This window comes from Luteimonas sp. gir (genome assembly GCF_037198055.1).
Classification (GTDB): Bacteria; Pseudomonadota; Gammaproteobacteria; order Xanthomonadales; family Xanthomonadaceae; genus Luteimonas; species Luteimonas citri_A.
The window spans coordinates 196,400-217,369 of the sequence record NZ_JBBAXQ010000001.1 but is presented as its reverse complement, the minus strand read 5'-3'; the positions used below and the strand labels follow the sequence as shown (position 1 = coordinate 217,369).

16 protein-coding genes are annotated in these 20,970 nt (G+C 67.6%); 11 read left to right on the top strand and 5 right to left on the bottom strand.

The annotated features are described in order from the left end of the window. The first annotated feature begins 28 nt into the window (after positions 1 to 28). The 4 genes from WAF18_RS01020 (at position 29) to WAF18_RS01005 (ending at position 1,849) form a co-directional block, all read left to right on the top strand. Positions 29 to 289, top strand: coding sequence for a hypothetical protein (locus WAF18_RS01020; RefSeq protein ID WP_337243463.1), 261 nt, complete (start codon positions 29 to 31; stop codon positions 287 to 289). Positions 290 to 335: 46 nt separating this feature from the next. Beyond that, complete coding sequence (locus tag WAF18_RS01015) at positions 336 to 593, top strand: hypothetical protein (protein ID WP_337243462.1); 258 nt, start codon at positions 336 to 338, stop codon at positions 591 to 593. 65 nt (positions 594 to 658) lie between these two features. Next, the gene (locus tag WAF18_RS01010) at positions 659 to 1,420 is read left to right on the top strand and encodes an N-acetylmuramoyl-L-alanine amidase (protein WP_337243461.1); all 762 of its coding nucleotides are present in this window, start codon (positions 659 to 661) and stop codon (positions 1,418 to 1,420) included. Positions 1,421 to 1,453: 33 nt separating this feature from the next. After that, positions 1,454 to 1,849, top strand: coding sequence for a DUF6165 family protein (locus tag WAF18_RS01005; RefSeq protein WP_337243460.1), 396 nt, complete (start codon positions 1,454 to 1,456; stop codon positions 1,847 to 1,849). Between the two features lie 70 nt (positions 1,850 to 1,919). On the opposite strand, the gene WAF18_RS01000 is transcribed toward WAF18_RS01005, so the two are convergent. Together WAF18_RS01000 and WAF18_RS00995 are read right to left on the bottom strand one after the other, a co-directional pair. Then, on the bottom strand, positions 1,920 to 4,097 hold the full coding sequence (locus WAF18_RS01000) for a glycoside hydrolase family 3 N-terminal domain-containing protein (protein ID WP_337243459.1): 2,178 nt from the start codon (positions 4,095 to 4,097) through the stop codon (positions 1,920 to 1,922). Between the two features lie 145 nt (positions 4,098 to 4,242). Further along, on the bottom strand, positions 4,243 to 4,440 hold the full coding sequence (locus WAF18_RS00995; RefSeq protein ID WP_337243458.1) for a hypothetical protein: 198 nt from the start codon (positions 4,438 to 4,440) through the stop codon (positions 4,243 to 4,245). Positions 4,441 to 4,695: 255 nt separating this feature from the next. On the opposite strand from WAF18_RS00995, the gene WAF18_RS00990 reads away from it, so the two are divergent. Both WAF18_RS00990 and ligD read left to right on the top strand, forming a co-directional pair. After that, a complete protein-coding gene (locus WAF18_RS00990; RefSeq protein ID WP_337243457.1) occupies positions 4,696 to 5,616 on the top strand; it encodes a Ku protein in 921 nt (306 codons plus the stop codon). A gap of 4 nt (positions 5,617 to 5,620) precedes the next feature. Beyond that, positions 5,621 to 8,224, top strand: coding sequence for a DNA ligase D (gene ligD, locus WAF18_RS00985; RefSeq protein WP_337243456.1), 2,604 nt, complete (start codon positions 5,621 to 5,623; stop codon positions 8,222 to 8,224). A 127-nt stretch (positions 8,225 to 8,351) separates the two neighbouring features. Here ligD and WAF18_RS00980 read toward each other — a convergent pair whose 3' ends face one another. Continuing rightward, positions 8,352 to 10,448 carry a S9 family peptidase gene (locus WAF18_RS00980; protein WP_337243455.1) on the bottom strand — a complete coding sequence of 699 codons (2,097 nt, stop codon included), beginning with the start codon at positions 10,446 to 10,448 and terminating at the stop codon, positions 8,352 to 8,354. Positions 10,449 to 10,637: 189 nt separating this feature from the next. On the opposite strand from WAF18_RS00980, the gene WAF18_RS00975 reads away from it, so the two are divergent. From WAF18_RS00975 to WAF18_RS00955, 5 genes are all read left to right on the top strand, one after another. Then, positions 10,638 to 11,636 carry a DUF4349 domain-containing protein gene (locus tag WAF18_RS00975; RefSeq protein ID WP_337243454.1) on the top strand — a complete coding sequence of 333 codons (999 nt, stop codon included), beginning with the start codon at positions 10,638 to 10,640 and terminating at the stop codon, positions 11,634 to 11,636. A gap of 456 nt (positions 11,637 to 12,092) precedes the next feature. Beyond that, positions 12,093 to 14,030, top strand: a complete 1,938-nt coding sequence (locus WAF18_RS00970; protein WP_337243453.1) for a hypothetical protein — start codon at positions 12,093 to 12,095, stop codon at positions 14,028 to 14,030. A 795-nt stretch (positions 14,031 to 14,825) separates the two neighbouring features. Next, positions 14,826 to 15,278 (top strand): hypothetical protein, encoded by a 453-nt coding sequence (locus WAF18_RS00965; RefSeq protein WP_337243452.1) that lies wholly within the window; start codon positions 14,826 to 14,828, stop codon positions 15,276 to 15,278. Between the two features lie 14 nt (positions 15,279 to 15,292). After that, a complete protein-coding gene (locus WAF18_RS00960) occupies positions 15,293 to 15,586 on the top strand; it encodes a hypothetical protein (RefSeq protein ID WP_337243451.1) in 294 nt (97 codons plus the stop codon). Between the two features lie 2,164 nt (positions 15,587 to 17,750). Then, complete coding sequence (locus WAF18_RS00955; RefSeq protein ID WP_337243450.1) at positions 17,751 to 18,104, top strand: TraB/GumN family protein; 354 nt, start codon at positions 17,751 to 17,753, stop codon at positions 18,102 to 18,104. A gap of 1,008 nt (positions 18,105 to 19,112) precedes the next feature. Here WAF18_RS00955 and WAF18_RS00950 read toward each other — a convergent pair. Further along, complete coding sequence (locus tag WAF18_RS00950) at positions 19,113 to 20,624, bottom strand: YifB family Mg chelatase-like AAA ATPase (RefSeq protein WP_337243449.1); 1,512 nt, start codon at positions 20,622 to 20,624, stop codon at positions 19,113 to 19,115. A 12-nt stretch (positions 20,625 to 20,636) separates the two neighbouring features. Next, complete coding sequence (locus WAF18_RS00945; protein ID WP_337243448.1) at positions 20,637 to 20,921, bottom strand: accessory factor UbiK family protein; 285 nt, start codon at positions 20,919 to 20,921, stop codon at positions 20,637 to 20,639. Positions 20,922 to 20,970 lie beyond the last annotated feature (49 nt).

Sequence of the window (20,970 nt, the reverse complement as noted above, 5' to 3'; positions counted from 1 at the left end):
ACGGCGATGCGGGCGGGCGTGCTTTCTCATGCCGCCCTGTACCACCTTCGACTGGATGGCCGGACTGCCCGGTTGGGAACCGTGCCCACAAGGCGAGCGGCTGGATCTGCCGCTCGACGTGTTCGTGCACCGCAGCGGCATGGCGGAGCAGGACTGGGCGTTCGCCTTCGTGTCCTGGGCCAGCGACAGATTGATCCGCACCGGCGAGTGGTACGAACTCCAGACGCACACGTTGCCCGGCGGCATCGAGCAGGTGCGCATCTTCCGCGAACGTCCGCCGCATGCCTGATGACGACGCATGCAGGCGACACCTGATCGACAGCGAGACATCCCCGATGCAACCCGAGGTCCCCCAAGCCGACTACGACTGGCTGCTGCACTGGACGGCGTGGTCGCTGCGCGAGGACCGTCGCCAGGAGGCGGTGTTTCCGCTGGCGCAGTTCCTGGAACGCAGCGGCGCCTCGCCACTCACCTGGTCGCTCGATTTTCTATCGTGGAAGTGCGTGCGGCTCGCCCGCGACCGCTGCTGGTACGAGCTGCGCGTCGAACGCCTGCCCGAAGGCACCCTGGTCCGCGTGCTGCTCGATCGCTGAGCGTTCGGATGCCCTGCGCAGCTGCCCGGGTTGCGCCCGCGGCGGCGAACGGGTGCAATGCGGCGATGCGCCTCCTTTCTCTCCTCGTCGCCGCGCTGCTGCTGTCGGCCTGCGCCCACCAGCCTCCGCGCAATCCCCTCGCCACCTGGGTACCGTCGGCCAATGCTGATGCGCGCCGGCCGGTGCTGGTGGTGCTGCACTACACCGAGCAGGACTCGGTCGAGCGCAGTCTCGACACGCTGCGCACCGCCAACAGCGGCGGCCGGGTCAGTGCGCACTACCTGATCGGCAAACACGGCGAGCGCTACCAGCTGGTGTCCGACCTCGACCGCGCCTGGCATGCCGGCGCCGGCCGCTGGGGCGCAATCACCGACGTCAATTCGGCCTCGATCGGCATCGAACTCGACAACAACGGCCGCGAGCCGTTCGCCGAGCCCTTGATTGAGAGCCTGCTGGTGCTACTCGAGGACCTGCGCACGCGCTGGCGGATCGCGCCGGAGAACGTCATCGGCCATTCCGACCTTGCGCCCACACGCAAGATCGACCCGGGCGTGCATTTCCCCTGGCGCCGGCTCGCCGAACACGGCTACGGCGTGTGGCCGCAGGACGGCACACCGCCGGCACCACCGGGCTTCGATGCGCTGCAGGCGCTGCGCACGCTGGGCTACTCGACCGACGATCTCGACGCGACCGCGCGCGCGTTCCGGCTGCGCTTCCGCGCCCAGGCGACCGGCGCGCTCGACGATGAAGACCGCCGCATCCTGTACGCGCTGGTCCAGGGCTGGACGATCCCGGCCATCCACCAGGCCGCGCCGGCGCGCGACTAGAATGAGCGCCTGGCCAGCGACGAGGAGACAGACATGGGCGCAGTGATGACCCCGGTATCGGTCGGCGAACTCGCCGACAAGATCACCATCCTCGAGATCAAGGCCGAGCGGCTCGACGATGCCGACAAACTTGCGCACGTGCGCACCGAACTCGAGGCGCTGATGGCGCCGTGGCGCGGCGTCGAAGCGGGCGATCCCGGCTTCGCACCGCTGAAGGCCGAGCTCAAGGCAGTCAACGCGACGATGTGGGACATCCAGGACGGCCTGCGCGAGCGCGAGCGCCGTCAGACCTTCGACGACGAATTCATCCGCCTCGCGCGCGCGGTCGCCACGACCAACCACGCCCGCGTCGAGCTCAAGAACGCGATCAATCGCTTGGCTGGCGCCGGCTTCATCGAAGAGAAGCAGTACGCAGCCGACGCGGACTGACGGTTGAGCGCAGCCGCCACGCCTGCGGCGAGCGGCTGCTTGATCCGGGCACGGGCGCCCGCTGCGCGCGTTACGCTCCGCGCAGCGTGAACTGCACCGCCTCGCCGGCCTCGCAATTGGGCGCGATCCAGACATCGAACAGCCCCGGCTCGGCGGCGAAGGCGCCGCTGCGGGTGGTGAAGGCGAGCTGGTCGCGGTGCAGTTCGAACGTGACCGTGGTTTCCTCGCCCGGCGCCAGCGCGACCTTGCGGAAGGCCTTGAGCTCGCGGATCGGGCGCACGCGGCTGGCGACGCGGTCGTGGAGGTACACCTGCACGACTTCTTCGCCGGCGCGGTCGCCGGTGTTGCGCAAGGTGGCCGAGACGGTCAGCGTGCCGTCCCAGTCGAGCGTGTCGGCCGACAGCTGCACCGGGCCGTATTCGAAGCGCGTGTACGACAGCCCGTGGCCGAACGGGTACAGCGGGCTGTGCGGCATCTCGCGCCAGCGGCTCTTGAACTCGCTCATCTCCGGCAGCTCGGGGCGGCCGGTGCGCTGGCGGTTGTAGTACAGCGGCTGCTGGCCCGAGTCGCGCGGGAAGCTCACCGGCAGGCGCGCGGACGGGTTGTAGTCGCCGAACAGCACGTCGGCGATCGCAGGTCCCGTCGCGGTGCCGAGGAACCATGTCGCCAGGATCGCCTGTGCATCGCGCACCGCGCCGTGCAGCGCGAGCGCGCGGCCGTGGCGCAGCAGCACCACGACCGGCGTGCCGGTCGCGGCGACGGCTTCGGCCAGCGCCTGCTGCGCGGGCGGGATCACGATCTGCGTGCGCGACTGCGCCTCGCCGCTGTAGTTCTGCGGCTCGCCGATCGCCAGCAGCACGACATCGGCGTCGCGCGCGGCGGCCACTGCGGCCTCGAGGCCGCCGTCGAGCGCGTCCTCCATGCCGCTGCCGTCGACTACCGTCAGCGCGTCGCCGTCGTCGAGCGCGGCGCGCAGGCCATCCTCGAGGTTCACGTGCAGTCGCTTGTCGCCGAACAGGGTCCAGCAGCCTTCGATATTGTCGCGATCGCGCGCGTAGGGCCCGACCAGCGCGATCTTCTGTCCGGCCTTCTTCAGCGGCAGCAGGTCGCCATCGTTCTTGAGCAGCACGATCGAACGCTGCGCGGCCTCGCGCGCCAGCGCGCCATGCAGCGCCTGCGGATCGAGCGCAGCCTCGGCCTCGGGATCGAGCGAGCGATAGGGATTGTCGAACAGGCCGATCGCCTGCTTGACCGCGAACACCCGGCGCACGCCCTCATCGAGCGTCGCCATCGACACTTCGCCGCTGGCGACCAGGTCCGGCAGGTGCGCGGCGTAGAGCCCGCTTTGCATGCTCATGTCGACGCCGGCGGTGAACGCCAGCTTGGTGGCCTCGCGGTCGTCGGCAGCGAAGCCGTGCGCGACCAGCTCGAAATCGGCGGTGTAGTCGGAGACCACAAAGCCGCCGAACTTCCACTCGCCGCGCAGCAGGTCGGTCAGCAGGCCGTCGTGGGCCGAGGCCGGCACGCCGTTGATGTCGTTGAACGCACTCATGACCGTCAGTGCACCGGCATCGATCGCAGCCTTGAACGGCGGCAGATGGACGTCGCGCAGCGTGCCTTCGGAGATCTCGACGCTGTTGTAGTCCAGCCCGCCCATCACCGCGCCGTAGCCGACGAAGTGCTTGGGGCTCGCCAGCAGCGAATCGTCGGCAGTCAGATCGTCGCCCTGGAAGCCGCGCACCCGCGCGGCCGCGAAGGCGTTCGCCAGCACCACGTCTTCGCCGGCCGCTTCGGCCACGCGGCCCCAGCGCTGGTCGCGGGCGATGTCGAGCGTGGGCGCGAAGGTCCAGTGCAGGCCGCAGGCGGTGGCCTCGATCGCGGCCGCGCGCGCGGTGCGCCGGGCCAGTTCAGGCTCGAAGCTCGCCGCTTCGCCCAGCGGAATCGGGAATACCGTGCGCATGCCGTGGATCACGTCGGCGCCCATCAGCAGCGGGATACCGAGCCGGCTTTCCTCCAGCGCGATGCGCTGCGCTTCGCGCCCCTGGGCGGCACCCACGCCATTGAAGACCGCGCCGACGTGACCGGCCCGGATGCGCTCGCGCAGTTCACCGGCGTTGAGCTCGTTCATCTCCGGATTCACGTCGGCGGCGAACGGCCGCAGCATGTCGGCGAAGATGCCGAGCTGGCCGACCTTTTCCTCCACGGTCATACGGGCGAGCAGCGCTTCCAGCCGGTCGTCAAGACGCATCGTCGATCCTGTGTAAACGATTACAGCCGGCGATTATAGGGGCCTGGCCGCGTCGTGCGGGTAGGGTCGCCCCCAATGGCCGGCCCGCAGCCGACGTGCTGGCCGCCGGGCCTGCGCGCGGCGGTCCCCAGGCGCCCGGGCGCCCTCACTCCGGATCGCGTGCCGGCACGAACGGCGAGACCGGATCGCTGGCCGGGAAGGTCTCTTCCAGCGCCTCGTCGTGGGTGTTCTCTTCGTGCCGCTCGCGGTGCCCACGATGCTCGCGCGCGTCCTCCGGCGAGGCCGGATTCGGCGCCCGGTCGCGTTCATCAGGCGTCTTGTCGATGTCGTGGTCGGGGTTCATGCGCGTCACTGTGCGCCGGCAGGCGCAACCGGACGTGAAAGCGCCGGGCGCAGCGTGCCTCAGGTGTGCAGGGTCGGCAGCCCTTCGGGTCGGCCCCGGCAACGCGATGCGGCGCGCCGTGTCTTGCTCGAACGCAAGCCGCGCGGCAGCGAGGTTGACGCCGGGTCCACGAGGCCTTTGCCAGCCTGCGACGACCGCGTCCGCCATGCCGTGCAGGGCGCGCACATTCGCGCTGCGCTGCGCATCGGAGATCCCATGGCACGTCCCATCTGGTCCGGCTCGCTGTCGTTCGGCCTGCTCAATATTCCGGTGTCGCTGATGTCAGGCGAGCGCCGCACCGATCTGAGCTTCCGCATGCTCGATTCGCGCGACAAGAAGCCGATCCGCTTCGAACGCGTCAACGCCGACACCGGCGAGGAAGTGCCGTGGAAGGAAATCGTCAAGGCCTTCGAGTACGACAAGGGCAGCTACGTCGTCATCGAGAAGGAGGACATCGCCTCGGCCGCGCCCGAGTCGCACGAGTCGGTGGATGTCGAGGCCTTCGTCGATGCCGGCAGCATCGGCACGCGCTTCTACGAGAAGCCCTATGTGCTGGTGCCGGGCAAGAAGGCCGAAAAGGGCTACGTGCTGCTGCGCGAGACGCTGAAGAAGACCGGCAAGATCGGCATCGCCCGGGTCGTGATCCGCACGCGCGAGTACCTGTGCGCGGTGCTGCCCGAGGACGATGCGTTGGTGTTGATGCTGCTGCGCTATCCGCAGGAGCTGGTCGATCCCAACGACTACAAGCTGCCCACCGGCGATGCGTCCAAGTACCGCATCGCCGACAAGGAAGTGCAGATGGCCACGCAACTGATCGAGTCGATGTCGGCCGATTGGGACCCCGAGGGCTATCACGACGAGTTCCGCGAGCGGCTGGCCCAGATCATCCAGAAGCGCATCAAGGCCAAGGGCGCGACCACGCGCGTGACCGAGGAGCCCGCGCCTCGCGAGGATGCGGCGACCAATGTGGTCGACTTCGTCTCGCTGCTCGAGCAGAGCCTGCAGAGCAACAAGCGCACGCCGGCCAAGAAGACCGCGAGCAAGCAGACCCCGGCTCGGAAGAAGGCGCCGGCCAAGAAGCGCGCCGCCAAGGCCAGCAAGAAGACCGCGAAGAAGGCCGTGCGCAAGGCTTCATGACGCCATGACCCTCGCCGAGTACAGCCGCAAGCGCAGGTTCGACACGACCCGCGAGCCGGAGCCGGGCAAGGCCGCACCGCGCGGCAAGCGGGCGATCTTCGTCGTGCAGCTGCATCATGCCAGCCGCCGCCACTACGACTTCCGCCTGCAGGTGGGCGATGCGCTGCGCAGTTGGGCGGTGCCCAAGGGGCCGAGCTACGACCCCGACGTCAAGCGCATGGCGGTGCAGGTCGAAGACCATCCGCTGGACTACGCCGGCTTCGAAGGCGACATCCCCAAGGGCCAGTACGGCGGGGGCCACGTGGCCAGGTTCGACACCGGCGCCTGGGTCGCGGATGGTGACCCGGAAGAGGCGCTGGCCAAGGGCCATCTGCGCTTCGAACTGTTCGGCCGCAAGCTCAAGGGCCGCTGGCACCTGGTGCGCACCGCGCGACCGGGCAGACAGCCCCAGTGGCTGTTGTTCAAGGACCGCGACGCGTACGCCGGCAAGCTCGATGCCGACGACCTCCTCGGCGACATCGTGCCGCCACCCCCCGAGGATGCCAAGCGCGCCGGCACCGGCAAGGCGCGCAAGCGTGGCGAGCGCGAGGTCGCCGTCGCCACGCGCCGCAAGCACGACTGGGCGGCGGCCGCACGCAAGCTCGACGGCGCCCGCCGTGCCGCCGCGCCCGATGGCCCGTTCGCGCCGCAACTGGCGAAGCTCGGCGAGAGCGCGCCGACCGGGGGGGCCTGGCTGCACGAGCTCAAATGGGATGGCTACCGGCTGCTGGTCACGATCGCACGCGGCAAGGTGCGGCTGTGGTCGCGCAACGCGCTCGAATGGACTGACAAGGTGCCCGAGATCACTGAAGCGATGACCCAGCTCGGGCTGCGTTCGGCTGCGTTCGATGGCGAGCTGATCGCCGGGCGCGGCGCGCGTGCGGATTTCAACCTGCTGCAGCAGACGTTGTCGGGCGAGCGCCAGGGTGCGTTGGCGCTGGTCCTGTTCGACCTGCTGCATGTCGATGGGGTCGACGTCAGCGAAGCGCCGTTGTTCGCACGCAAGGCGCTGCTGCAGCGCATCCTCGGCGATCCGCCGCCCGCGCACCTGGCCTGGAGTTCGCACATCGAGGGCGAGGCGGCGACCGCGATCGAGCTGGCCTCGCAGGCCGGCTTCGAGGGGATCATCTCCAAGCGCGGCGATCGTGGCTATCGCCCCGGGCGCGGCGACGACTGGCGCAAGACCAAGGAACTGGCCAGCGACGAGTACGCAGTGGTCGGCTACACCCCGCCCAAGGGCAGCCGCAGCGGGTTCGGTTCGCTGCTGCTCGCCCGCCCCGATCCCGAACACGGCTGGCGCTACGCCGGGCGCGTGGGTTCGGGCTTCAGCGACGTGTTGCTCGACGAGATCGCCGAGCGCATCGGCAAGGCCGGGCGCGATGCCCCGACGGTCCACGTGCCGCCCAACGACACCGACCTGCGCGCCGCGCGCTGGTTCGCGCCGCGCTTCGTGGTCGAGGTGTTCTCGCGCGGCACCGGCGGTCATGGCCTGCTGCGCCAGCCCTCGCTCAAGGCGGTGCGGCCGGACAAGTCGATCGAGGACCTGTACGACAGCGACCGCGGCGCCCCCGAAGGAGACGACGAGATGGCAACGCAGACCCGCAGCAAGACGCCTGCTCGCAAGCGCGCCGCCACGGGTGCGGGCACAGCCGCGAAGCAGGCGACAACCGGCAGGGCGCCCGCCGATGGGCGCGCGCCGCCGACGCTGTCGAGCCCGGACAAGGTACTGTTTCCCGGCGACACCCTGACCAAGGGCGATGTCGCTGCCTACTACGAAAAGGTCATGGACTGGTTGCTGCCCGAGATCGCCGGGCGGCCGCTGTCGGTGATCCGCTGCCCGGGCGGCATCGACAGCGCCTGTTTCTTCCAGAAGCACCACACTGCCGGCATGCAACTGGTGGATACGGTGCGGCTGAAGGAGGAATCGGGCGGCGCCGGCGACTACCTCGTCGTCAACGACGCGGCTGCCGCCTTGGAACTGGTGCAGTTCAACGCGCTGGAGTTCCATCCCTGGGGCGCGCATGCCAAGGCGCCCGACATCGCCGATCGGATCGTCTTCGACCTCGACCCCGGCGAGGGCATCGCCTGGCGCGACATCGTTGCGGCCGCACGCCAGATCCGCGGATTGCTGCAGCAGGTGGGCCTCCAATCGTTCGTGCGCACCTCCGGCGGCAAGGGCCTGCACGTGGTGGTGCCGCTCAATCCAGGCTGCGCGTGGTCGGTGGTCAAGCCCTTCGCGCAGGCGTTCGCGCAGAGCCTGGCGCAGCTCGAGCCCTTGACCTACGTCGCCACGGCGACCAAGAAGTTCCGCAAGGAGCGAATCTTCGTCGACTACCTGCGCAATGGCCGCGGCGCGACCGCGGTGGCCTCGTTCTCGTTGCGCGCGCGGGCCGGTGCCCCGGTCGCGATGCCGCTGCGTTGGGAGGAACTGGGTCGGGTCAAGGCCGGCAACCAGTGGACGCTGCGCAATACACCGGCCCGCCTCAAGCGGCTCGGCACGCATCCGTGGGACGGCCTCGAGACCTTGCGACAGACCCTGCCAAGCGCGGCGCGCGGCAAGCGGCGCTGATCGCACAGCAGACGGCGGCCGGCACGTCGAAGGCATCGTGTGCGGCGCGCCGGATCGGGATGCGCTGCGCACATCCCGCGACTCGGCCCGCCGCCGCACACACGGCGGCGGGCCATCCCGGCCGGCGTTACTTGCGCACGTCCTGGGTATGCGTCTTCAGCGCCTCGGCCAGTCCCGGCACGCGGTCGGCGCCGGTGGGTACGGTGATGCTCGAGCCTGCGAAGTCGTCGCCGATCGGCTGCGCCCGTCCGCCCAGGCACGTTTGCAGGAAGCCCTCGGTGACCGCGTTGAACGCGGTGCTGTTCTCCGGCCGCGCGAAGCCGTGGCCTTCGTCGGGGAACAGCACATAGGTGACCGGGATCGACTTGGCGGTCATCGCCTCGACGATCTGGTCGCTCTCGGCCTGCTTGACCCGCGGATCGTTAGCGCCCTGGCCGATCAGCAGCGGCTTGGTGATCGCATCGGCGCGGGTCAGCGGCGAGCGCTCGGTCAGCCAGGTCTTGCCCGCTTCGGTGCGCGGGTCGCCCATGCGTCGGGCGAGCTGCTCGAAGAAGCTCGCCCAGTACGGCGGTACCGTCGACAGCAAGGTATTGAGGTTCGACGGGCCCACGATGTCGACGCCGCAGGCGAAGGTGTCGGGCGTAAACGTCAGCCCGACCAACGTCGCGTAGCCACCATAGCTGCCACCCATGATCGCGACCTTGTCGGCAGTGGTCACGCCGCTGTCGACCGCCCATTGCACGGCGTCGATCAGGTCGTCATGCATCTTGGCCGCCCACTCGCCGTTGCCGGCATTGGTGAACTGCTTGCCGAAGCCGGTCGAGCCGCGGAAGTTGACGCTCAACACTGCGTAGCCGCGGTTGGCCAGCCACTGGTCTGTCGGCTTGAAGCCGTAGCCATCGCGCGACCAGGGCCCGCCATGCACGCGCAGCACCAGCGGCACCGGCGCGTCGGCCTTGCCGTCGTTGTCGGCGTCGGCGTGCTTGGGCAGGGTGAGGTAGCTGACCAGCGTCAGCCCGTCGCGGGACTTGAGTTCCAGCGGCCACATCGGCACCAGCGGCTTGCCCTCGAGTGCCGGGCGTCCGGAGAACAGCTGGGTCAGCGTGCCGGCGCCGCCCTCGGCCGGGCGGTCGTAGCGGTAGTAGACGACCGGCGATTCGGCGGCCGAGTAGGCGACCAGCCAGTGGCGGTCGTCGAGTGTGCGGCTGTTGATCGAGACCTCGCCCGGGCCGATCGCTTCGAGCGTTTCGAGATCGGCGCGGATGCGGTCGTCGACCGCCGTCCAGGCCTCGCGCAGGTAGTTCGCCGAGACCGCCTGCACGACACCGGTGCGCGGGTCGGACAGGGCGTCGCCGACGTCCGCGCGTACATCCTCGTGCACCAGCCGCTTCTCGCCGCTGGCGGTGTCGACCGCGAACAGCGCGGCGGTGTCGCGCTCGCGCGAATCGCGCATGTACAAGGTCGCGCCGTCGTCGGTCAGCCCGGCCGGCCCGGTGCCGAGCACGTCCTCGAAGGGCACGTCCTCGATCGTCGCCCAGCCGTCGCCGTCGCGGCGCAGCAGGTCCATACCGCCGTCCGGGCGCGAGCGCGAGGCATAGCGCAGCGTGTAATCGGCATCGGCCAGGTAGCCGCCGATGCGGTCGTCGTTGCGCTCTACGAGCGTGCGCGCGCCGCTGCCCAGGTCGACGCGGTACAGGTCGTGCCATTGCGGGTCGCGATCATTCATGCCCACCAGCAATGCATCGGGATGGCGATGGCTGATGCCGACCACCTGCGCGGTGGTCTTGGGGAACGGCGTGAGGTCGCGGCTGCGCCCGCTGTCGATGTCGACGGCAAATAGATGGAAGTCCTCGTCGCCACCGGTATCGCGCAGGTACAGCAACGTGCCCGGCTGATAGGACCAGAAGTAATTGCGGATCCCACGCGCCGCATCCTGGGTGACCGCCTTCGCCGCGCCCGGATCGTCGGTCGGCGCCACCCAGACGTTCATCGTGCCGTCCACCGGCGCGAGCCAGCTCAGGTACCGGCCGTCAGGGCTGAGCTGCACGCCGGCGCGCTCGGGATTGCCGAACAGCGCATCGCGCGGAATCAGTTCCACATCGTCCAGCGCCATCGGCTTGGCGGGGGGGGCGGCCGGCGTGGCGGCGGTGGTATCGGTGGGCGGACGGTCGCCGCAGGCGGCAAGGCCCATCGCGACCGCGGTCGCGAGCAACAGGTGGCGCATCTAAGATCCCCAGGTGACGGATGTGTCGCGCATGACGCTAGCGGGGCGGCGATTGAAAGATGTTGGCTTCGCGTTAAAGCACAGGGGTGACCGATGGCAGGGGGCGAGGCCTGCTTGTGCGTCGCACGGTCAGCCCCGATGCTCGGCCTCGCGCGTTGACTCTGCACCCCGCCCCTTCTGGAGACCTCCATGCTTGTCTTCCGTCATCGCCGGCTGCTGTCGACCGGCCTGCTCTGCGTGCTGCTGGCCGCCTGCGCGCAGCAGTCGGCTGAGACCGCCACCGAGTTCGCGGCTGACGCCCCGCCTCCGCCACCGGCCGAGGCGCTGCAAGCCGATGCGATGTCGTCCCCGGCAGCGGGCGCCGGGCCTGTTGCGCCCGAGGCGGGGGTCGATGCCGCCGTGCAGATGGCTTCCGGCGCGCTGGCGCAGACCGATCCCGCGCGCCGCTTCGTCCGCACCGCCCAGGCGCGGTTCGCGGTCGACGACGTCTACCGCTCGGCGCTCGCAATCGAGGATCTCGCCGCTGCGCAAGGCGGCTTCGTGGTCGCCAACCGGATCCGGTCCGAGACCCAGGGCGTGCAGCGGCACCGCATCGGCGACGGCAAGCTGCTGGAGCTGGTCGAGTACACCACCGCAGGTGAGCTGACCGTGCGTGTGCCCAGCGAGCGCGCGCAGACGTTTCTGCGAGAGCTCGCCAAGCAGATGGCCTTCCTGGACAGCCGCGACTTCGATGCGCGCGATGTGCAGTTCGACCTGCTGCGCCAGCAACTGGCGTACGCCCGCAGCCAGGAGCTGCAGCAATCGCTGGCCCAGGCAGTGCAGACCGGCGACCGGCTGGACCGCAAAGGCGACGCGTTCGCCGCCCGCGAACGCGCGCTTGCGGCTCGCGACGAGGCCCGCGTGACGCAACGCGAAGTCGAGGACCGGATCGCGTTCGCGACGATCGACCTGTCGCTCTATCAGCCTTCGCAGGTCCGGCACAGCGAACGCGTCGACCCCGAGGCCGTGTTCGCCCAGCAACGCCCCGGCTTCTTCGTGCGGATCGGCCAAGCGCTGCGCGGCGGCTGGCAGGGCCTGCTCGACGCCGGCGTCGTGGTGGCGCTGCTCTGGCCGCTGTGGCTGTTTGTCGCCATCGTCGCGATTGCTTGGCGTGCGTGGCGTCGTCGCCGGACAGCAGCGCGGAGCTGAGACTGATGTGAGGCGTCGACGCGACGCCTTGCAAAGCTGAGCGCAAAGTGACGTCGACCCGCCAAGGCTCGACGTCAGTCGACCGCGGCGGCTGCGCCGTGACAGCGCCTGGAGTGCCCGCGTCGGCACGCGGCGCGGTCCCGGCGAATGCGGTCCATGGGGCGACACACGGTCATCGAGTCGAGGCAGCGCAAAGTTCCCGACGCCAAGCATGTGGCGTCTGCGGTCGTGTAGCGCTGGCGATGGCGCGGATGGCCACACGCGATATCGACTGCTGCGCAAGGTCGCGCCGATCCGCCGACTTGGCGTGCGAGGCCGCCTCCACACCCGCTACCATTGCGCCCCCACTGATCCCACGCCATCGGGATGACGAAGCACGAAACGAACAGGGATGCCCCCCAGCGGGCGAATCCCACACGCATCACATGCCTCCTGCCCGACAGGCGCTGTCTGCCGGTGCTGCTGGCGGGGATGCTGGGCGCGGCCCCCGCCTGGGCCAGCGAAACGGTGACCTTCCCGCTGCAGGCCAGCGGCTTCGATACCGCCGTGGTTGCCGATGCTCGTGGACGGCTGGTCCAAAGCGGGCCCGGCCGCCCGCAGCGGCTGGCGCCGGGGCGCTGGGTCGCCGTGGACTTCCAGTCGAAGACCAGCGTGTGGTTCGATGATGTCGGGCGCGTGTCCTCGCGCGGGCCCTATGTCGAACTCCGCTCGTCGGCTTTGGCGCGGCACCCGGACGATCCCGTTCGCGGTTCCCTGTTCAGTGCCTGGTCGCAGGAGGGGACTGGCCTGCTGCGCGCCGACGGCAGCATGTTCCTTGACTGGCAGCCCGAGCGGGGCGGCGAATGGACCATCACCGCCCATCCGCAGCGTTACAGCTGGCGGTCACGCGAGGCCGGCGAGCGCATCTTCGACCAGCACGGACAGCTGCGCCTGCAACTGGGAGACCATGAGCTGCGTGCCGCCGGCCCGTTCGCCGGCCGTGCGCAATACCTGATTTGCGATTTGTCGGTACAGGCGCCGTGCGCATTGCGCGACGAAGCCGGCACCACGCTGTGGACGGCTTGGGTCGACGATCTGCTGCCATTGCAGGACGGCCGCTGGCTGGCGCGGCAGGGCAATGCCTGGCGTCGTCTCGATGCGAATGGCCAACTGGACGGCGAGCGCGACCAGGTTTTCGTTGCCGGCCAGTTCCTGCCGCGCGCGCGCAGCCAGGCCGATGCCGACGAGGCGTCCTGGCCGCGCTGGATGACGGCATACCGGGCCGGGCATGAAACCGAGGACCAGCTGGTACTGAAGCCGGAAACGGCCGTTGGTGGCCTGATGCAGGCCGACGGCCGCTTCGTGCCCGTCCCCGGCGCCAGCGCGGGCCGCGAAGTCTGTCCAGGCGTCTGGCGGTTTTCGATGGAGCGTGGCGGCGACCGGCTCGGCGATGCCGAAGGGCGCCTGGGTGGCCGGTTCGAGGCGCACGCGTGGCGCGAAGTCGACGCACGCCCTGGCCTGCGGGTGGCGATCGCCGCGGACGGACGGGAGACGCTGGTCGACTGTAGCGGAAAACGTTTGGTCGATACTCCGGCGCTCATCCGGCTGACCGTCGAGTCGCCCGGCTTCGTGGGCACCCTGGTCGACGAAACCCAACCACGGCTGTGGCTGGACGCCGCCCTGCGCCCGCACCTGCTGCCGGAGGGCAGTGCGATCGACACCGTCAGCCGCGATGGCGCGCTGCTGGCGGTACGCACGATCGAAGGCGAATTGCGGCTTTACGACGTGAAGCGCGAGCGCTTCGTTGGCCAGCCGTTTGCAGACGCCGAAGCGCTGTTGCCCGGCGGCGTGGTGTTCCAGCGCGACGGCTATTACGGGTTCATGGATGCAGACGGGCGCGAACGCCTGCCGCCTCGTTACAACGCGATCACCGCCTGGGGCGACGACCGCCTGTGGAGTTCGCACTATGTGGACAAGGATGTGCTGAACCGGCAGCAGGTGTCGCTGCACGGGATGGACGGTGCGATCATCGCCAGCTGGATGGACGTGACGGTGGGCAGCAGCCTGATGCTGCGCGCCCTGCCCGACGAAGGACCGGTGACCGAGCTGCTCAGCCGTGGCTTCGAAACCGCGCAGGGCAACTACCTTGGTCAGCAGTGGGTCGACCGCGAAGGCCGGACGGTGTTCCTGGCGGTGAAGTGCTTCGGCACGTCCAAGGAGACCGAGGGCGCGGTGATCGAACCGTTGAACGGAGCGCCACTGCGCACCGGTGCCGACTGCGTGATTCCCTCCCACATCCGGGAGGCGATGGCGGCATTTCCGCAAGACGATAGGCGGGCGGCGGCTCAGTCCGATGCCGGCACTGCCGATTCGGTGCTGCCGGGGACACGCAGCCAGCCGAGCAGATCGAAATGATCGACGCGACGCCGGTTTCCGTCTCGTGCGGCGCACAGCGCTGCTGCCCAAATCGCACCGCGTTCTGCTGGATCACTTCATGACCTCTGGACCGACTGCGCTGACGATGGCGATGCGGCCGTAGCGGTCCGGGATCCACGGCGAGAACACCAACAGGTCGAACCGCTGGTGCGCTCTATCGGCCAGGCGCTACGCGGCGGCTGGCAAGGCCTGCTCGACGCCAGCGTCGCCGTGACGCTGCTCAGGCCGCTGTGGCTGCTGTCGCCATCGTCGCGATCGCCTGGCGTGCATGGGGTCGTCGGACAGCAGCGCGGAGCTGACGCTTGACGCGAGAATGGACTCGGCACCCTGCAGAAAGTCCAAGCCAAGTGTCGTCGATCTGCCTTCGGCCTAGTAGTAGTCGATGCTTGGCGGGCGCTGACGCGCCCTTGCGAAGCTGTGGAGCGCCGTGCGAATCGTCAGGCCGCTTGATGTACTGCGCAGTGCAGATATGCAGCGAGCGGTTGCGGGCCAGCCTCGAGCACGCCTGATCGCCTCGGTGCTTATAAAACCATTTCGCAGGCCTTGGGGAGAGATCGAAGAAGTGGGCTATCGCTTGACCTCATAGGATGAGTTAAATAGCGCTAAGCACGCTGCACTTCGCAGCTATGGAAAAGGATAATCTTAAGAAGTCGCTCTTGCCCGATCCGATGATGGCTTCGGTCAATGGGGTGCTGCCTCTGGAAGGTGTTGCAACTGGCGACCTCCTTCCAGGCATTCGCACTGTCGACTCGATCGCCGATCCTACTTCTGAGGATGGCTGCGGGCCTGTTGGTTACTAGCGCGATCGTAGCCCTTATCGTGGTTGTAGCAGGGCGCACCACTAACGCGGAGCTTGCCGTTGCGCCACCCGCACTGCTGTCTTTGGCCATGTTGACAGCTGCTGGCGGCGGGTTGTTGATGGCTGGATTCGCGCTGGTTTTCAAGAAGACCAGGTCGATCGTGCTGCTGATGACTTTCGGCCTAATGCCGGTGATGATGGCTGACGGCGTCGCATCCTGGGTTAATCAATCGCCCGCCGCATTGCTCTTGCCGTTTGTCGGGCCTCTCGGCATTGCCAAAGGTATGATCATCGATCCTGGCGCTTGGAGCTGGTCGATGGTGGCGATTACAACGCTGGCGTCTCTTGGCTACTTTATTCTCGGGCTAGTCTTGTTCTCCCACCTGCGCATGGTCGCCATGCGCCGAGGAACGGTCGGCCATTACTAATAGGGAGATTTGTAATGAGGCTCACTGAAAATGAACTCAAGCATGTCATGAATGTCGACTGGGGCCTGCGCTTCTGGCACTGGTTCCGCTGGGTCTTGGCTTTGGTGCTGCTGGTTCTAGCAATCGGTGGTCAGCTGGGGCTGTCGCGTCCGATAGCTATAGAATGGCTTGTCATCGGCGGCGTGTATGTGCTCGTAGCTTGGCCAGGTCTTTGCCGCGCTTATGTCTACCACGCGCTGCGCCGTTTGATTGACGAGGACGAAGAAGCCCGCGATCAGCTTCGAGAGGCTATGTCGCGACGCCGCTAATGCGAACCGTGTTTGCTACCCGGACTGCTCCCTAGCGAACTTCTGGGAATAGCTCGATATTCCGATACATCCACCCTCTCAAACGGCCGGCGCCAGGATGACGTCGGTCGTGTCCTACGCGTGTCGCTCGGCGCAAGATGTGCGTGGGTTGATCAGCTATCCTGCGGAGCGAGCGGGAGGCAGTTGCCAAAAGCGTTCGTACAGCGGATTCAGATCCTTCTGACGTCCTGAAACTCCAGTGAGGATGCAGTACTGGAGTGCTGAATCATGGCCAGCATGCAGGGCGTCAAACAGATCATGGACGTGTTGGCTCACGGTGATGTGTTTTGCACCTATCCGGATCGTTTGCCTGGGACGGGGCGTGTTGCCGTATGCGATGTTTGGTCGTCCCAGGTCGATAGAATCTGCGATGTTGAGCATCGCGATGAAGACACGAGCGGTGTTACTGCCTGCACAGTGCAGGCTCACTGTCGATCAGATTTCGATTGAAGTCGAGAGCCCTTAGCGATCGATGCGGGCGTCAAGGGCGCAGAAAGGGCTGCGTTCTCTCACGGACGCAGTCGGAGGTATCCTCGAGCAACAGATATCTGTCAATCCGAGCGCCTCGCTTCTTCTCAACAGTCTGGTCGCGGCGTCTCCGAAGATGGCGCAGTCAAAATGAGCGGTGTGCAGAACCTGGACAGCGCGCAGTGCACCTTGGAATGAAGCGTCACAGGCCAGCGTCCAGCGTCGCTCCGGGCCGCGTTACAGCGATCGCTGCGACGCTTGCGCTTCACTTGGCCGTGGTGAACTGGCTGTTTGCAGGCCCTGGCGTACCGGATGTGCCGCGGTCGAGCCAGCCGCTACAAGTGGTCTATTGGTTGGAGCGGCCCCGCAGTGCAGGAGCGAAGCCACGCTCGCCTGATGTTGAGGCGGTGCAAGAGCAGCCGCGCCGCCCCACTCGAACGACGGAAAGACAGCCGCATCGAGAAGCTGCATCGGCGTCGAAGGAACCTGCGTTTGAGGTCGTGATCGTTGATTCCCCTGCGGCGAAAGTGATCGATCTTTCACTTCGCGAGAAGATTGCCATTGAGTCGAGCGAAGAGCGCTCCCGGCTCCCATGGGAGCGATCGGCGCCGCCTCCGCCCGCGCCCACGCGATTCGATCGCGCTTGGGCGCCGACGGGCAAGTCAGTCCAGCACGGGCTGGCATTTCGTTCCGCCCTGGCCAGTCATCTGCTGGGAGCCGTGGGCGCGTTGAAAGAACCTTGCACCAAGCAAGAGCGCGATCGCATGGAGGAGAGGTGCCACGGAGTGCAGTACCGGGGAGATTTTGGAGATCGGGTTGAGCGATTAAACGTCGATTGATCTCAGGCGGCGACAGTTATTTCTGAGATTGGCTTAGGAGAGATCCATAAGGCTGCCGGATTGATTTTCTCTTCATGCAACGTAATTTTGCTTTCGGCCATGGTGGGCGTGTACTATCAAGGATAAGATAAATAAATGAGGCAATTGTGGTCGCCGACCAGATCGGTAACCTGATGCAGGTCGGTTCGTCGATCGTCAGCTCGCTCGACAGCTTGGTGCAGGTGGCTGAGCGCCAGGAAGACGCGATCACCTGCGAAGTCTCGCGCTGCGATTGGCTGTAAAGCCCTAGGGCTTTTCTCACGCCGAAGACTCAGGTCTTCGGCGTGATTTGAGGCGATTGCCCTGGTGGGCTGCGCTTTGGGAACGTCGTTATGATTCGCGCGCGTGCGCGATAAGCATCGATCGAAAGGCGTTTGGTTTGGCATGGAGCCTGGTTTTGATCGCGAATGAGCAGATGCTGCTGATGAATGCAGCGAATCTCGATCCTGGTGCGCCAGGTATTTACTTGCTTCCTAGCACTCAAGCAATGCTGGAGTACGCGCTTGCAGTATCACGCGAGCGATCCGACGTGATCGTCGTGGGCAGCCTTGAGTTCTTCCGAAATTATTGCCCAGATGTAGCTGACGGCGAGGTTCTCACGCCGACTGCATGCTTTGACGTGTGCGACAAGAACAGTTCTGATAACCTCACGGTTCTATCTTTCACGGACCAGCTTGTCTCACCCGAGTTCGCAACGCTTCTGGTGAGTCGCGCGGGTGCGTTGGAGTCTTCTCTGCGTTTGAGCGCGTCGTCGTGCGGTATGACCTTGACGATAGCGAGTGTCTGGCGCGGACGATGGAGCGCCTGGACGCCGATCTGCAGAACATGGCCAGAGTCGAGCGAACGCTTGGGCGGACGGCGATCTTGAAACGCTGCGGGCGCTCTCGCATGTCAATGAGCGTGCTGCCTGTGCGCAGGTGCGTGCGAGCACAGAGCTGGCGGCGCGAGCTGGCGTTCGGAGTGTGGAGACTGCTATGCGCCAAAAGTGGCTCGAGGCGCTCGACGAGACTCTGGAAGAGCGCGACACGGTGTTCGCGACGCTGCCCATTGCCAGGCTTTTGGAGCAGGAGGGCATCTTGTCGGAGCTTGAGGGACGAGGCTTCACTGTTTACGAGCCCGGCCAAACACAGTGATTGGCAGGCCCGATTCTTGGCGGCAGTGACGATTGGGCGCTCGGGGTGAACGACCAGTGGACGCGGGTAGTCGCGCTTGTAGGCACATGCGTGTTCTATATTTGTGCTGCGCTATTGATTGGCAGGTGGAGCGGACCCGGTAGTGCTCCGCCAGCCGCAAAGAGCGCGCCGCTTGCGGTCATTTATGTCGTTCGCTTGAAGGCGGAGGCGGCGGCTGTCATGTTGACTGCAGAGCCCGAGGAGGATGTGGCGCCGCTGCCGACGCCCTCCACCGAGGCGGTAGCGCGCAATCATCGGGTATCGCGGAACAACGGCGCTGAGCGATCTACCGCGCAGCGCCCGGTCGCTTCACAAAATGAGCTAGAGAATCAGGGCGCTCGGGAGAGTTCAGAATCCCAGGTGTCGGCTGCATCACTGCTGGGTTCTGTCCGGGATGCGCCGATCTCCGTTTCCGAGCGCCAGCCGTGGGAACGGGACCCGGCGCTCCGGCGCTCAAGCGCACCTGAGCGTTTTCGCATGCGAGAGCAAGTGGCGCTCGAAGACGTCGTGAGGGAAGTGTCGAAGTTCCTCGGATTTTGGCCACCTGGTTATACAGACAGTCCCTGCCCGGGCCTTCGAAGCGCGCTCAACGAGATGGTAGGCCGTCCTGACGCGGATCCAGAGTTGGTCCGCGAGGTTGCACTTGCGCAGGCAAGATTCTGCGGCTAATCCGACGTGCCCCGTAATTGAGCAGCACCCAGAACTTGAGCAGCTTTCGCGCAATGCGGACCTCGACCTCGGACGCCAGCGCGGCTTCGGGGTCGTCGGCGGCCGGCACGACCAGTACGCGGACGGAGCCTAGGACCGCGAGCGCCACCAGTAGCAAGCCCGCCTAACGCGCGCAGCTCGTCGGCCAGTATGAGTTCACCGACAGACACCCGCTCGCCCAGTGACTCGGCCGGGATTACGCCGTTCGCGGTCAGGATCCGGGTGCGGCTTGCCTGTCTCGCTCCGGCGCGGCGCCTGGTCTCAGGCGGTGGGCGCCTGCGCCGCATCGACGCCCCGATAGCCCAGCGCCTCGGTCAGGTGCCTGGATCCGATGTCGGCACTGCCGTCGAGATCGGCAATCGTCCGCGCCACGCGCAGGATACGGTGCATCGCGCGGGCCGACAGATGCAGCGATTCAATCGCACGCTCGAGCAACGCCTGGTCGGCGGGGACGAGCCGGCAGTGGCGGGCGGTCGCGGTCTGGTCGAGTCGGGCGTTGAGGGTGCCGGCGCGCGCGTGCTGGCGTGCGCGCGCGGCGTCGACGCGGACCCGGATCGCGGCGCTGGTTTCGCCCTGCGGCGCGTCGGGGCGCAGCGCGGCCGGCGGCAGGCGCGGGACGTCGACGTGCAGGTCGATGCGGTCGAGCAACGGGCCGGAGATGCGGGCGCGGTAGCGGGCGATCGCCTCGCTGCTGCAGCGGCAGCGCCCCGACACGTCGCCGGCCCAGCCGCAGGGACAGGGATTCATCGCCGCGACCAGCTGGAAGCGGGCCGGGAACTCGCTCTGCCGCGCAGCGCGCGAGATCGTCACCGTGCCTGACTCCAGTGGTTCGCGCAGCACCTCCAGGGCGCGGCGGTCCCATTCGGGCAGCTCGTCGAGGAACAGCACGCCGTTGTGCGCCAACGAGATTTCGCCTGGGCGTGGTTCGTTGCCGCCGCCGACCAGCGCGACCGCGCTCGCGGTGTGATGCGGGCTACGAAAGGGGCGCGTGCGCCAGCGCGTCGGGTCGAGGCCGCGGCCGCTGATTGAGAGTACCGCGGCGGTTTCCAAGGCTTCGGCCTCGGCGGCGTCGGGCAGCAGACCGGGCAGCCGCGAGGCGAGCAGGGTCTTGCCGCAGCCTGGTGGGCCGACGAGCAGCAGGTGATGGCCGCCGGCCGCGGCGATCTCCAATGCGCGCCGGGCCTGCGCCTGGCCGCGGACCTCGCGCATGTCGGGGCCGGGCACCGGGCGCTGCGGCGGGGCGACCGCGACCGGCAACGGCTTGGTGCCGCCGAGCAGGGCGCAGACTTCCAGCAGTGTGCGTGCGGTCCGCACCTCGACGTCGGATGCGAGCGCGGCTTCGGCGCCATTGCCGGCCGGCACCACCAGTCCGCGACCGGCACCGGCGACCGCGAGCGCGGCCGGCAGCACGCCGTCGACGGCGCGCAGTTCGCCGGTCAGTCCGAGCTCGCCGACAAATTCCCAGTCGCGCAGCGCTTCGACCGGAACCTGGCCGCTGGCGGCCAGGATGCCGAGCGCGATCGGCAGGTCGAAGCGGCCGCCGCCCTTGGGCAGGTCGGCTGGGGCGAGGTTGACGGTGATCCGCCGCGCCGGGAACTCGTACTGCGCGCATTGGATCGCGGCGCGGACCCGGTCCTTGGCTTCGCGCACTGCGGCTTCTGGCAGGCCGACGATCGACATCGATGGCAGGCCGCCGCCCAGGTGCACCTCGACCTTGACCGCGGGTGCTCGGATGCCTGCGCGCGCACGTCCGTGCACGAGCGCAAGTCCCATGGCGCTGTCCTTTTAGTGGGCGGTGTCGAATTTGCCTGGCGACGGGGCCGGCGACGCGCTCTGGGTCTCGAGTTGGCGGACCTGCGCCTCCAGGGTCTCGAGTTTTTCGCGCGTGCGCAGCAGCACTGCGCGCTGGACCTCGAACTCCTCGCGCGTGACCAGGTCCAGCTTCGCCAGACCCGATTGCAGCACGGCCTTGAAGTTCTCCTGCAGTTCCTCGCGGCTCTCGCGCAGGCCGGCGGGCACCAGCCCGCTGAGGCGACGCGCGAGCTCGTCGATGTTGTTCAAATCGATCATCAGTCAGTCCTCACGGTGTACGGATAGCGTCGCCGGCATGCGCAACGCA

What these genes read in the sequence shown, in the direction of transcription:
- WAF18_RS01020 (WP_337243463.1), top strand. Translation starts at nt 29, where the DNA reads ATGCCGCCCTGTACCACCTTCGACTGGATGGCCGGACTGCCCGGTTGG.
- WAF18_RS01015 (WP_337243462.1), top strand. Translation starts at nt 336, where the DNA reads ATGCAACCCGAGGTCCCCCAAGCCGACTACGACTGGCTGCTGCACTGG.
- WAF18_RS01010 (WP_337243461.1), top strand. Translation starts at nt 659, where the DNA reads ATGCGCCTCCTTTCTCTCCTCGTCGCCGCGCTGCTGCTGTCGGCCTGC.
- WAF18_RS01005 (WP_337243460.1), top strand. Translation starts at nt 1,454, where the DNA reads ATGGGCGCAGTGATGACCCCGGTATCGGTCGGCGAACTCGCCGACAAG.
- WAF18_RS01000 (WP_337243459.1), bottom strand. Translation starts at nt 4,097, where the DNA reads ATGCGTCTTGACGACCGGCTGGAAGCGCTGCTCGCCCGTATGACCGTG.
- WAF18_RS00995 (WP_337243458.1), bottom strand. Translation starts at nt 4,440, where the DNA reads ATGAACCCCGACCACGACATCGACAAGACGCCTGATGAACGCGACCGG.
- WAF18_RS00990 (WP_337243457.1), top strand. Translation starts at nt 4,696, where the DNA reads ATGGCACGTCCCATCTGGTCCGGCTCGCTGTCGTTCGGCCTGCTCAAT.
- ligD (WP_337243456.1), top strand. Translation starts at nt 5,621, where the DNA reads ATGACCCTCGCCGAGTACAGCCGCAAGCGCAGGTTCGACACGACCCGC.
- WAF18_RS00980 (WP_337243455.1), bottom strand. Translation starts at nt 10,448, where the DNA reads ATGCGCCACCTGTTGCTCGCGACCGCGGTCGCGATGGGCCTTGCCGCC.
- WAF18_RS00975 (WP_337243454.1), top strand. Translation starts at nt 10,638, where the DNA reads ATGCTTGTCTTCCGTCATCGCCGGCTGCTGTCGACCGGCCTGCTCTGC.
- WAF18_RS00965 (WP_337243452.1), top strand. Translation starts at nt 14,826, where the DNA reads ATGGCTGCGGGCCTGTTGGTTACTAGCGCGATCGTAGCCCTTATCGTG.
- WAF18_RS00960 (WP_337243451.1), top strand. Translation starts at nt 15,293, where the DNA reads ATGAGGCTCACTGAAAATGAACTCAAGCATGTCATGAATGTCGACTGG.
- WAF18_RS00950 (WP_337243449.1), bottom strand. Translation starts at nt 20,624, where the DNA reads ATGGGACTTGCGCTCGTGCACGGACGTGCGCGCGCAGGCATCCGAGCA.
- WAF18_RS00945 (WP_337243448.1), bottom strand. Translation starts at nt 20,921, where the DNA reads ATGATCGATTTGAACAACATCGACGAGCTCGCGCGTCGCCTCAGCGGG.